The 12,362-nt window shown below is 66.3% G+C and carries 11 protein-coding genes and 1 pseudogene; 6 read left to right on the top strand and 6 right to left on the bottom strand.

The annotated features are described in order from the left end of the window. Positions 1-52: 52 nt before the first annotated feature. From meaB to GGD67_RS15290, 4 genes and pseudogenes are all read left to right on the top strand, one after another. Positions 53-1,042, top strand: a complete 990-nt coding sequence (gene meaB, locus GGD67_RS15305) for a methylmalonyl Co-A mutase-associated GTPase MeaB (RefSeq protein WP_018315740.1) — start codon at positions 53-55, stop codon at positions 1,040-1,042. Further along, on the top strand, positions 1,039-1,695 hold the full coding sequence (locus tag GGD67_RS15300) for a pyroglutamyl-peptidase I (RefSeq protein ID WP_179734019.1): 657 nt from the start codon (positions 1,039-1,041) through the stop codon (positions 1,693-1,695). Before meaB ends, GGD67_RS15300 begins: the two co-directional genes overlap by 4 nt. 201 nt (positions 1,696-1,896) lie before the next feature. Then, on the top strand, positions 1,897-3,267 hold the full coding sequence (locus GGD67_RS15295; protein WP_179734017.1) for a TIGR03808 family TAT-translocated repetitive protein: 1,371 nt from the start codon (positions 1,897-1,899) through the stop codon (positions 3,265-3,267). Between the two features lie 212 nt (positions 3,268-3,479). Then, positions 3,480-3,766: pseudogene (locus GGD67_RS15290) on the top strand (GIY-YIG nuclease family protein). A 131-nt stretch (positions 3,767-3,897) separates the two neighbouring features. Here the strand turns inward: GGD67_RS15290 and GGD67_RS15285 are convergent. From GGD67_RS15285 to GGD67_RS15270, 4 genes are all read right to left on the bottom strand, one after another. Next, positions 3,898-4,644: a TIGR03809 family protein gene (locus tag GGD67_RS15285; protein ID WP_179734438.1), complete on the bottom strand. Its 747-nt coding sequence runs from the start codon at positions 4,642-4,644 to the stop codon at positions 3,898-3,900. Positions 4,645-5,181: 537 nt separating this feature from the next. Next, positions 5,182-6,897, bottom strand: a complete 1,716-nt coding sequence (locus GGD67_RS15280; RefSeq protein WP_179734016.1) for a S8 family serine peptidase — start codon at positions 6,895-6,897, stop codon at positions 5,182-5,184. A 16-nt stretch (positions 6,898-6,913) separates the two neighbouring features. Next, positions 6,914-7,609, bottom strand: a complete 696-nt coding sequence (locus GGD67_RS15275; protein ID WP_018315734.1) for a hypothetical protein — start codon at positions 7,607-7,609, stop codon at positions 6,914-6,916. After that, a complete protein-coding gene (locus GGD67_RS15270; RefSeq protein WP_018315733.1) occupies positions 7,606-8,175 on the bottom strand; it encodes a sigma-70 family RNA polymerase sigma factor in 570 nt (189 codons plus the stop codon). The genes GGD67_RS15275 and GGD67_RS15270 overlap by 4 nt, the downstream gene beginning before the upstream one ends. A gap of 440 nt (positions 8,176-8,615) precedes the next feature. Between GGD67_RS15270 and GGD67_RS15265 the strand changes: the two genes are divergently transcribed. Together GGD67_RS15265 and GGD67_RS15260 are read left to right on the top strand one after the other, a co-directional pair. Further along, on the top strand, positions 8,616-9,773 hold the full coding sequence (locus tag GGD67_RS15265) for a GGDEF domain-containing protein (protein ID WP_018315732.1): 1,158 nt from the start codon (positions 8,616-8,618) through the stop codon (positions 9,771-9,773). Positions 9,774-9,836: 63 nt separating this feature from the next. After that, complete coding sequence (locus GGD67_RS15260; protein WP_179734014.1) at positions 9,837-10,940, top strand: DUF2336 domain-containing protein; 1,104 nt, start codon at positions 9,837-9,839, stop codon at positions 10,938-10,940. Positions 10,941-10,950: 10 nt separating this feature from the next. Here the strand turns inward: GGD67_RS15260 and GGD67_RS15255 are convergent, their stop codons facing one another. After that, positions 10,951-11,589, bottom strand: coding sequence for an NrsF family protein (locus tag GGD67_RS15255; protein WP_179734012.1), 639 nt, complete (start codon positions 11,587-11,589; stop codon positions 10,951-10,953). Positions 11,590-11,591: 2 nt separating this feature from the next. After that, positions 11,592-12,137, bottom strand: a complete 546-nt coding sequence (locus tag GGD67_RS15250) for a sigma-70 family RNA polymerase sigma factor (protein WP_092256690.1) — start codon at positions 12,135-12,137, stop codon at positions 11,592-11,594. Positions 12,138-12,362 lie beyond the last annotated feature (225 nt).

Genomic DNA, 12,362 nt, shown 5'->3' with positions numbered 1-12,362 from the left:
TATCGGGCGGGCGGGCCTCGCCTGCCCCGCCTCGGCATTGTAAAGCAGGGGCATGACTGAAAAGAAGCCCTCGCTCGACATCAAGACCCTCGCCAAGGAGCTCCGCGGCGGCAGCCGCGCGGCGCTGGCGCGGGCCATCACGCTGGTGGAGAGCCGGCGCGCCGACCATCAGGCGCTGGCGCGGGAGCTGGTGCAGAGGCTTCTGCCGGAGACCGGCAAGGCATTTCGCGTTGGCATCACGGGATCGCCCGGCGTCGGCAAGTCCACCACCATCGATGTGCTCGGGACCTATCTGATCGAGCAGGGCCACAAGGTCGCGGTGCTCGCGGTCGATCCGTCCTCGGCTCGCAGCGGCGGCTCGATCCTCGGCGACAAGACGCGGATGGCGCGGCTGTCGGCCTCGGACGATGCCTTCATCCGCCCGTCGCCGTCCTCGGGCACGCTCGGCGGCGTCGCCGCGAAAACGCGTGAGGCGATGCTGTTATGCGAGGCTGCCGGCTTCGGCGTCGTGCTGGTGGAAACCGTCGGCATCGGACAGTCCGAGACCGCGGTCTGCGACATGACCGATTTCTTCCTCGCGCTGATGCTGCCGGGCGGCGGCGACGAATTGCAGGGCATCAAGAAGGGCCTGGTCGAGCTCGCCGACATGATCGCGATCAACAAGGCCGATGGCGACAACCTCAAGCGCGCCAACATCACCGCCGCCGACTATCGCGGCGCGCTGCATATCCTCAGCCCCAGGTCCGAGCACTGGCATCCACCCGTCGTCACCTATTCGGCGCTGGCCGGCACCGGCATCACCGACCTCTGGCAGAAGGTTTTAGACCATCGCAAGGCGATGAACGCGTCCGGCGATTTCGCCGCGCGGCGGCGCGACCAGCAGGTGAAATGGATGTGGTCGATGCTGGAGCAGCGCATGCTGGCGCGGCTGCGCAGCGAGGCCTCGGTTCGCACCAAGGTCCGGAAGATCGAGACCGAGGTCGCCGACGGCCATCTCACGCCGGCCCTCGCCGCCGAGCAGATCTTGGAGTTGCTGAAATGAGCGAAAAGCTCCGCATTCTCCTCACCGGCTTCGGCCCGTTTCCCGGCGCGCCCTATAACCCGACCCAGCCGCTGGTCGCGCGGCTCGCGCAACTGCGCCGTCCGGCACTCGACGATGTCGCGATCTCCAGTCACATCTTCCCGGTCACCTATGCCGCGGTCGACTGGCAATTGCCGGAGGTGATCGCGAAGGTGAAGCCGGATGCGCTGTTGATGTTCGGCCTCGCCGCGCGCACGCCTTACCTGCGGATCGAGACCCGCGCGCGCAACGCCGTCACCATGCTCTGGCCCGATGCCGCCAACACCCGATCGAGCAAGCGCGGCATCGCCGGCCATGCCGACGCGATGAATTTCGGTCCGCACACGGCAAGGCTGCTGCGCGCCGCGCGCCTCACCGGCATCGATGCGCGCTCCTCGCGCGATGCCGGCGCCTATCTCTGCAACTACCTGAGCTGGCGCGCGATCGAGAACGTGAAGGCGGGCGGCCCGCAGCTCGCCGCGTTCATCCACATTCCCCTTCTCGCACGCAGCGGCGCGGTTCGGCGCAAGGGTGCGCCGCGGATCACGCTGGAAGAGCTGGTGGATGCGGGGGAAGCGATGGTGATGGAGATGGTGGCGCTGGCCAGGAAGGGGCGGAACACGCCGGCTTCGTAGGGTGGGCAAAGGCGCCCCTGCGCCGTGCCCACCATCTCGTTCCATCTCCCGTCAATTCGTGGGCACGCTACGCTTTGCCCACCCTACGGCACCGTCTCTGCGTAAACATTTAACCCTACCGCGAACAATCCCCGCGCCCTCGCCTGCCCTGCGCTACCTAGTCGGCGCGGATGCCCTCCCGCCTCCGCCGGAGGACGCGTCATGGACCTAAATCGCCGCCATCTGATCGGAGCTTCGACCGCAGGCATCGCGGGCTCGCTCGCCATGCCGGCCGACGCCGCGCGCGCGGCACCACTGACATCCCTGCTCGGCCGCGATGCCACACAATACGGCGTGCGGCCCGGCACCAGCGAAGATCAGACCCGCGCGCTGCAGCGCGCGATCGACGAAGCTGCACGCGCACAGCTGCCGCTGGCGCTACCACCCGGCGTCTATCGCGCCGGGCTGTTGCGGCTGCCCAACGGCGCGCAATTGATCGGTGTGCGCGGGGCGACGAAACTCGTCTTCACCGGCGGCGCCTCGGCGATCCAGAGCGACGGTTCGGACTCCATCGGCCTCACCGGCATCACTTTTGACGGCGGCAGCATTCCGCTGCCGGCGCGGCGCGGGCTGATCCATGTCCTCGGCGGGCGCGATACGCGCATCACTGATTGCGAGATCACGAACTCAGGCGGCAGCGGCATCTGGCTCGAGCAGGTCTCCGGCGACATCTCCGGCAACATCTTCACTGACATCGCGGTGACCGCGGTGGTCTCGTTCGACGCCAGGGGTCTCAGCGTCTCCCGCAACACGATTCTCGGCACCAACGACAATGGCATCGAGATCCTGCGCAGCGCGATCGGCGACGACGGAACGCTGGTTGCCGACAACCGCATCGAGAACATCAAGGCCGGCCCCGGCGGCTCCGGCCAGTACGGCAACGCCATCAACGCCTTTCGCGCCGGCAACGTGATCGTGCGCGGCAACCGCATCAGGAACTGCGATTACTCCGCAGTGCGTGGCAACTCCGCCTCCAACATCCACATCACAGGCAACAGCGTCAGCGACGTGCGCGAGGTCGCGCTCTATTCGGAGTTTTCGTTCGAGGCCGCGGTGATCGCCAACAACACGGTCGACGGCGCCGCGGTCGGCGTCTCCGTCTGCAATTTCAACGAAGGCGGCCGCATGGCGGTGGTCCAGGGCAACATCATCCGCAACCTCGTTCCGAAGCGCCCGATCGGCACCGCGCCGGACGACGATGCCGGCGTCGGCATCTACATCGAGGCGGATACCTCGGTGACCGGAAACGTGATCGAGAACGCACCGTCCTACGGCATCGTCGCCGGCTGGGGCAAATATCTGCGCGACGTCGCGATCACGGGCAACGTGATCCGCAAGGCCCTCGCCGGCGTCGGCGTCTCCGTCGTGCCGGGCGCCGGCATCGCGCTGGTCAACAACAACATGATCTCCGAGACCCCGCGCGGTGCCGTGGTCGGGCTGGACCATGCGCGTGCGGTGACGTCGGATCTGTCAGCCGACGGCGCGCAGCGGTTCGCGCAGGTGGTGCTCGGCGGCAATGCGGTGCGCAGGTAGGCGTGGCTGACAGCCGGGCCGGTCATCCTTCGAGGCTCGCTCCGCGGTGCTCTGCACCGCGAAACTCGCACCTCAGCATGACGGGATAGCCTTTGGGTTGTCGCATCAAACTTGACAACCCAAACACTGCCGTCATCCTGAGGCGCTCCCCACGTGGCGCAGCGCGCCACGTGGGAGCCTCGAAGGATGATGTTGTAGGCATCTATATCTACATGCTGCAATGCGCCGACGGCTCTTTCTACATTGGAAGCGCGACCGGTGAGGATACGTCCAAACGTGTCGATGAGCATAATGCCGGCGCTTATCCCGGGTATACTTATTCGAGGCGTCCCGTCGTCCTGGTGTGGTCCGAGTATTTCGATCGGATCATCGACGGGATTGCCGCCGAACGTCAGCTCAAGGGAGCCGCGCCAAGAAGGAAGCGCTCATTCGTTCGGGTTGGAAGGCGGTGAGCCAGTTTGCGCGGCGTCGGGCGGGAGCGCCTAGATCGAAGACATAAGCTTAGTATGGCGGCAGATGGGCCGCTCATCCTTCGAGGCTCCCCATGGGACGCCTTGCGTCCCATGCCTCGCACCTCAGGATGACGGGGCGAGAGAGGCGGCCGACTCTGCTCGGGCCTCACCCACGGCCTTAGAACGCATTCCTGAGCAGCGGGTACTTGGCTTCGAGGCCGTCGAGGCTGAAGGTGAATTCGACGACGCGCTCGGGGGCTGCGACGATTTCCTCGGCCGGCGGGGTGAACTGCGGCAGGAGCGATGCCATTGCAGCAGGCGCAGCCGTCTGCGGCTTCGCGGCAGGGACCGCGAGCGGCGGCCTCACTTCAGGCGCAGCGCGCGGCGCCATTGCGGCGGGCACGGCGAGCGGTGACCTCACGGCAGGTGCGGTCAGCGGCGCCCTGGCCGCGGGAGCCTTGAGCGGCGGCATCTCGGCAGGCGCGATAAACGACGCCATCGCAGCGGGGGCTGCGGGCGCGGCGAGCGGCGCGACCGGGACTTTGGTGATCTCGGCGAGAACGTCCGGCTTCGCATCGAGCCTGACCGGCACGGCGGTCTCGGGGGCGATGTGGACGGCCTTTGGCTGTAGGGTCTTGGGCTGCACGATCTGCGCCTGTTGCTCGCGCGGAAACACGCGGGGCATGGTCGCCGGCGACCAGCCGAATGCCGGCGTCACGCTCGCGGCCGCCTCGGCGACGTCCCCACCGGTCGCGAGCGCGCGCCAGGTCTGGACCGCGCGCTTGGCTTCCTGGATGTTTTCGAGGAATGCGATCTCGGAGTGATAACGGCGCCAGCGGCCGGTCTCGAACATTTCGGAGAGATGTTGCAGCCGCTGCTCGGCGAGAGCGCACCAGCGCGCCGCGACGTCGCGGCCAGCAACCACAGCACGCGCAGACGCCCAATCGGACGTGCAGCTAGACTCTTGGCGATGTGTCATGAACCAGCCCGTCAGGGGAAAACACGGACGCGGAGGACGCAACGCACACGAATCAATTTAGACGCGACATGAATATTTTGTGGAAAAGTTTTGACTTGTCCAGCAACGACACGGCATTCGTCGTCAATCACCGTAGTCGTGCGGAGATTTGCTGCGTTTTCGAGTCAAGCCTCGCACAAGCATAGCGGAGGTGCGAAGCGCCGGGCGAACAGCCGACTCGAACATGGCGGCGTCCCATCAACCGCAAGCTGAACGAACGCGACGCTTTGAAGAATCGGATGCCGAAAAGAAAAGACCCGTCCGGGGGGACAACCGGACGGGTCAAGCCATATGGGCGCTTGGGGTGGATGGGCGCTCGCGCCTGATATGACTGATGGGGAGGGATGACCGCTCCCACATAATTTGGTCGTGGCAGCTGGCTGAACGTTCAATGCGGGGTTCGATTTTTTGACCTTCGGCCCGCGCGCATCTTTGTCGCAGCCGCTATCGCGTCGCCGGCCTATCCGCCTGAGAAATCGTGGATTTATCGTCCGCACTCGACAACGAAGGTTGTTCGATCGCGCGGGTGCCAGGCTCGTCGCGACGCTTGCCGGCATCTTCACGTTTTGTTGTACCGGACGCAGCCGCAACCGGCGTCGCGCCGTCGGCGGGAACAGCCATGACCGCGGCAAACGCATCGGTCTGGCCGTCGCCGAAAAGCTCGTCACGCCCGGGGGAGCCGAGGTCGCGCGCGGTCTTCGCCAGCGTCACGCGCAGCGCTTCCGGCTTCAAGGTGTAATTGCGCTCGAGCAGCAACGCCGCGACGCCTGACACATAGGCGGCCGAGAACGAGGTTCCCGATGCCATCTGGTACTTGCCGTCCGGCGCCGGCAGGAAGATGTCGACCCCGGGCGCCGCGACGGCAATGTAATTGCCGCGGTTGGACGCGGTGAACAGCCTGTCCTGCTGGTCGGTCGCGCTGACCGCGATCACGTTCGGATTGGCGGCCGGATAGAGCGGCGGCGATTTTGCGCCGGCATTGCCGGCGGCGGCGATCAGCACGAGGCCGCGCGCGGCGGTCGCCGCGATGGCTCGCTCGATTACCGCGTCCTTCGGTCCGGCAAAGCTCATATTGACGATCTGCGCGCCGTGCTCGGCGGCGTAATTCAGCGACCGCAGGATGATGTAGGACGAGCTCTCGGCGCCGCCATTGCTGCCACCGAAGGCACGGATCGCGATGATGCGCGCCTGGGGCGCGCTGCCCATCAGCCGGTCATGCGCCACGATGGCGCCGGCGATGCCGGTGCCGTGGACGTGCGGCCCCTCCGCGCTGCCGAGTGCATCGAAATTGTCGGCGACGGAATTGGCGAGCTCGGGATGCCTGGTGTCGATGCCGGAGTCGATCACGGCAACCGTGACGTTGGCGCCGTGCGCCAGCATATGCGCCTGCGGCAGGCGGAGCTTTGTCAGTGCATATTGCGCAGGATCGCCTTCGCTGGGGGGCGGCGATTTCTGGTCCTGCAGCACATAGCGGAAGTTCGCCTGGACCGAGCGCACGCTGCCGTCGGCCGCGAATTCGCGCCGCACCGTCTCGTACGGCCGGCCATCCGTGATGCGGAACAGTCCGAACGTAGCCCCGATCAGCGGGAAGCTCTCCGACGAGATCCGCGTCAAGCCGTGCCGGCGGGCCAACGCGTCGGCATCACCGGGCGACAATGTGCCGTCGATCTCGGCCACGAATTCGTTGGCGAAGCTGCGAAGATTGGCGGCGGCCGGCGTGGCGTTGCCGCGGCCCTTGCCGGCGCTCTTCTTGGCGGATTTGCCCGAGCCACCGCCGCCGGCATTCGGCTGCGCCAGGCATTCGCCGTCGGCATCGCGATAGGGCGCGGTACAGGCCGGATACAGGTTCGGCGAGTAGCGCGCATAGGGCAGCACCGTCGTCGTCGGCCGCAGGCGCGACGTCGTGGTGTGGGGAATGGTCGCCATCGTCCGCGGGCCGCGGTCGACGGACACCGCCCTGGCCGAGATGGTCGGACCGATGCGCGGGGCGATGCTCGGAGAGATGGTCGGCGTTCGCGTGGGCACGCTGATCGTCGGCGTGCGCATGATCGCCTGCGCCTGCGCAACCTCGACGCCGAGGCAGGCGGCGATCAGAAGCGCGGCGCCGACCGATGAAGCGTAGGCCCCGGCGCGCACCCTGCTCTCGGACTTACCTGTCATCGGATCAGCGGCGCGCTTAAGGCGCCGCGACGGCGAGGTTGACGAACTTCTCGCGCTGCATCTTGCCGAGCAGCGAGGCGAGCTCGTCCTGGCTCATCGCCTTGTCGAACTGGAGGCGGAACATGCCGCCCTTGGCATCGCCGATGATCGAGGCCTGGTAGCTGTCGAGCAGCGCGGTGATGTCGGCGACGCGGGCCTCGGGCGTGAAGCGCACCAGCGCGCGCGCCGGCGGAACGGTGGTGCCGAGTTCGCGAGTGATCGGACCGCTGGTCGAGAGCGAAGCGGTCTGGAAGGTCGCGGGCTGGTTCTTCATCAGCACGGCGCCGATGATTCCGGCTTGCAGCATCAGCGCGATGGCGCCAAGGCTCGCCGACCAGGCCAGCGTGCGCGGCGACAGGCTCGCGAAGAAGGTCGAGATGCGCGCCGACAGCGGCAGCGAGCCGCTCGCCCGCGCCGGCTCGGCGTCGATCGCGGCGAACAGCTTCTGCAGCGCGCGCGCCGACGGAGCGCCCAAGCTCTCGTTCAGATGAATGGTCTCTTCATACTCGCCGCGGATTGCGGCATATTGCCTGGCAAGCTCGGGATCGCGCGCCAGCGCATCCTCGACCCGCCGCGCATCGCGCGCGTTCAGCGTGCCGGCCGCGTGCCACGGCAGCAGCAGCTCAATTTCACTGGGCTCTTGCTCCAGCATCTTCTTGCTCAAAGCCATCATGGCCAGCCTCGCTCAACGCCGGCTGCCTTCAGCAGTTCGGCCAGTTTCTTGCGCGCATAGAACAAGCGCGTCTTCACAGTGTTCTCCGGTATCCCGACGATTTCGGCCACCTCTTCCACGGACTTCTCGTGGTAGTAGACGAGATCGACGATTTCCCGATGGTCCGGCGAGAGGCCCGTCAGACACTCCCGCAACGCTTCACTGGTATCCTTTTTCTGCACCACCGTTTCCGGATTGTCGGACGTATCCTCGATCGCGTTGGCGGCGTCTTCGTCCAGTTCGAAATCCTTCCTGCGCCGGAGCGCAGACAGGGCCTTGAAACGGGTGATTGCCAGTAGCCAGGTAGAAACGGCGGATCGGCCCTCGAACTTGCCGGCTTGACGCCAGACGTCGAGAAATACCTCGCTGATGAGGTCTTCCGCCGCCTGCTCGTCCCGCACGAGCCTCAGCCCGAACCTGTAGACCCTGACATGGTGCCGCCCGTACAGCACCTGCATGGCGAGCCGGTCACCTTGGGCGATCCTGGCGATCAGGACCTCGTCCGAAGCCGCCTGTGTCACGCTCAATGCCCGTCTCGCAAAGTTGGTCGGGTCGGCGCGGCGGACGGTTCGACCGGGGGCGCAAAATTGTTCAATCTACCGCAGTCGTACGGTCGCCTATGTGACCTACCCCACATACGCGTATTTTTCTTGTCCCACCCCCGGCCATCGGCCGTCTTCATCCAGATCGGTAACATAATACTGCGATACTTCCCTGCGGAATGCCTGTCCGGCACAGGCGGCCCGGCCTCGTTCGGTTCCATAGCAACCCTGCACGACATATGTCTCGCCAAGCCCGGCTTAGGCTCGATCGCATCGCAAACGGATGCCTGATCGCCGGCAAAATTTCCCCGCCAGCAGCCTAGCACCTTGTTCCGCGCTGCACGGTTCGGATTCGGTTTCAAAGGATACCAAACCTAAAGGCTTGCCACGTAGATTTTTACGCTGACATCACCATTGGCGGGACCATGAGCACGGCCGCGACGTCCTTTCCCGAGAGGAATGCCGCTGAGGTCGCGGATCTCGTGCTCACGCCCGAGGCGGCGGCTTCTGAAGTGCTGGCGCGCCGAGCCCGGCAGCGCCGCCAGATGTATATCGGCCAGGTGGCGAGCTATTCGCTGGGTGCCTCGGTCCTGCTGCTCTACGCCTATGGCGGCACGGTCTCCATGGCCGTTCCGTCGCTGTTCTGGCTCGGCGGCCTCCTGATCATCGGTACGTTCACCGTGCTGTCGGAAGCCGGCTTCGGCGACCGGTTCGAGGATCATTACCTCACCGTCTTCCAGATCTCGGCGCATATGGCGCTGCAGCTGCTGTTCCTGCTCGCAGTGCCGACGGCCGGGGTCGCTTTCCTCGCCGTGCTGTTCCTGATCTTCGCATTTGGCACGCTGCGCATGACCTCTCACCAGGCGATGGTCACCTGGGGCCTTGCGACATGCGGGCTCGCTTTGGTCTTCCTGGGCTCGGACCTGCCGATCGGGCTGCCGGTTGCGACCCGGCTGGAGCGAACCGCCTCGATGCTCTGTTTCGTGCTGGTGATCGGCCAGTGCGCCTTCCTCGGCCTGTTCGGCGCCACCCTGCGCAAGATCCTGTACCGGCGCAGCATCGAGCTGAAGGCCGCCTATCAGCGCATCGAGGAGCTGGCCGAGCTCGACGAACTCACCGGCTCCTACAATCGCCGCTGCATCATGCGGCTTCTCGACTCCGAGATCGAAAAGTCGCGGCGGGCATCGACGCCCTGCGCGATCGCGCTGATCGATCTCGACTGGTTCAAACGCATCAACGACGCCCACGGCCATCCCGTCGGCGACGAGGTGCTGCGCACTTTCGCGATCACCATGTTCGCCAACATCCGGCCGGCCGACTGCTTCGGCCGCTACGGCGGCGAGGAATTCCTCCTGCTGCTGCCGGACACAACGGGCGAGGCCGCACAGCGCACGCTCGAGCGCTTGCGCGGCATCGTCGCCGATCTCGACTGGAGCGCATTCTCCCTGAATTTGCGCGTGACCATTTCCGCGGGCGTCGTGACGCTGCGCGACGTCGATACTGCCGATACGTTTCTCGCGCGCGCCGATCGCGCGCTCTATTCCGCCAAGGCGCAAGGGCGCAATCGCATTGCAACGAGCTGACCAATCCATTTCTTCCCGCTGCGACAGAAGCCGCCGCCGGACCGAGCGCTCCAGGACAGGGCCATGAGATCCAGATCCGCAAAAACATCCGAGAATTTGCTCGAGGAACTGCAGGCTGCACTCTCGCACGGCACCGTCGCGCGCCGGGTCGAGACGCTGCGCCGCGTCACCGATCTGTTCGTGGGCAACGCGGTGGATTATTCCGACGACCACATCCGCGTGTTCGACGACGTGTTCCAGTGCCTGATCGAGCAGATCGAGACCTCGGCCAAGGCGCTGCTCGCCGACCGCCTCGCACCGATTGCGGCCGCGCCGCCGAAAATCATGCGCACGCTCGCGCTCGACGAGGTCATCGAGGTCTCCGGCCCCGTGCTGTCGAAATCGGAACGGCTCGACGAGACGACCCTGATCGAGATCGCGCGCACGCGAGGTCAGGCGCATCTCAAGGCGATCTCGCTGCGGCGGGTGCTGTCGGAAGCGCTGACCGACGTGCTGGTGACGCGCGGCGACGAGGACGTGGTGCAGTCGACCGTCGGCAATCCGGGCGCGCGGCTCTCCGAGGGAAGCCTCACCGATCTCGTCACCCGCGCCGAGCGCGACGACGATCTCGCCACTTGCATCGGGCTGCGACCGGACCTGCCGCGCCATCACTATTTGAAGCTGGTCGCGAAGGCGTCCTTGAGCGTGCGCAGGAAGCTCGAGGCCGCGCATCCGGAACTCATGGACGAGGTGTCGAGCGTGGTGCAGGAAGTGGCCCAGAGGGTCCGCGCCGCCGCCATGACGAAGCAGACCGAGATGGCGCGCGCGCTGGTGAGGTCGCTGCACGAGGACGGCCGTCTCAACGAATTCCAGATCACCAGTTTCGCCGAGCAGGGCAAGTTCGACGAAACCAATGCGGGGCTCGCGGCGCTCGCGGGCGTCGCGGTCGAGACCGCCGAGACCATGATGATCGAAAGCCGCACCGAGGGCGTGATGATCCTCGCCAAGGTCGCGGGCATGTCCTGGCCAAGCGTGCGGGCCATCATCGCCATGCGCGAGAAGCTCTCCGGCGGCTCGCAGACCGACATGCTGACGCTGCGCGACGTTTACGAGGCGCTGCGCAGCTCGACCGCGCAGCAGGTGCTGCGCTTCCACCGCATGCAGCTGGGCACGACGCCGGCGGCGTGAGGCCGGCGCGCTAGTAACGCAAAACCCTCGCCCCGACCGCCGCGCCGACCGCGGTCACCAGCGCGGTCGCGAGCGTGTACCAGGTCGCGACGAACAGCGGCGAATCGTCAGTGCAGTGCGAGGCATAGAGGGTCGCGGCAAGGCCGGCCGACACCAGGCCGGCGAGCGCTCCGGCAAGCGCCGGCCGCGACGGCGCGCCATGGCGCAGGCCGAACAGCGCCCCCGCAAGCAGCGGCAGCGACATCGCCGGAATTGCGACCAGGCACACCCTTGAGTTCTTGCCCATCAAGCGCATCGTCATCGGCATGGCCGGCGCCATCATCGCCTCACTGCCGATCGCGACCGCGAGCAGTCCGACGGGAAGCAGCAGCAGCCAGCCCCAGCCGCGCAGCAGGGCTTCCGGACGCGACAGATGCAGGCTGACGATGATGGCGGGAATCGCGAGCGACAGCGTCACCGCGAATTTCATGTCGAAGAACGGGTTGTGCATCGCGCTCATCACGTCGTGACGCACGCCGAGGAACGTCGCGAAGATCAGGATCGACAAGGGCGCGGCCACCAGGAGGGCCGTGGTCAGCACGGTGCCGACGCGCGGCGCCCGATGGGCGTTGTCGGCTGCGAGCGAACGGATGAGTTGATCGGTGTCCATGACTACTGATCCCGCAGTTTGGTCGTCAGCGCCGCAAGTCCGCGATGCAGCGCGACCCGCACGGCACCCTCGCTCATCGAAAACTTCGCCGCCGTATCCTTGATCGAGGCGCTCTCGACCGCGATCGACTGCAGCACGTCGCGCTGGCGCTGCGGCAGGGTGTTGAGCTGGGCCGCGACCTCGCCCGCGGAGGCCGTTTCCTCGGGCGCCTCGCCCGGCAGGGTTTCGGCGAAATCGTCGATATTGACGAAGACGCGCCTGCCGCGCCGGCGCAGCGCGTCGATCAGCTTGTTGCGGCCGATGGCAAACAGCCAGGGCGCGAAGGGGGCTTCGCTGTCCCAAGTGTGCCGCTTCAGATGCACCGCCAACAGAATCTCCTGCACGATATCCTCGGCCTGGTCGGGAGGCTGGCCTGCCCGTGCCAGGCCTCGCCTCGCGGCAGCACGCAGCACCGGCGTGACCGCCCTCAACAGGCGATGATAGGCCGCATCATCGCCAGCCATGGCCGACCGCATCAGGCCGGTCCATTCGTCCTCACGTCCGCGCACGCGCGCCCCTCACCATGCAATTCGGCCGTCCGTTCAATTTGTTACGCGGGTCCGACGAGATCACGAATTCGTGATATGCCCCCGACCTCGCGACCGATCCGGCCGTAAACGTCTGCGACGGCTCATAACACCGATCGGCCCGTCCCGCACCCGGCGGCTGGCTCCGTGGGGTCCGGTCTGCCCCGGTTTTGCCCGGTGTAGCCCGAAGATTCCCATTTTCTGCCC

Source organism: Bradyrhizobium sp. IAR9, assembly GCF_013408065.1.
Classification (GTDB): Bacteria; Pseudomonadota; Alphaproteobacteria; order Rhizobiales; family Xanthobacteraceae; genus Bradyrhizobium.
Note: the sequence above shows the minus strand (reverse complement) of the source record. Positions and strands in the feature narration are given on the sequence as shown.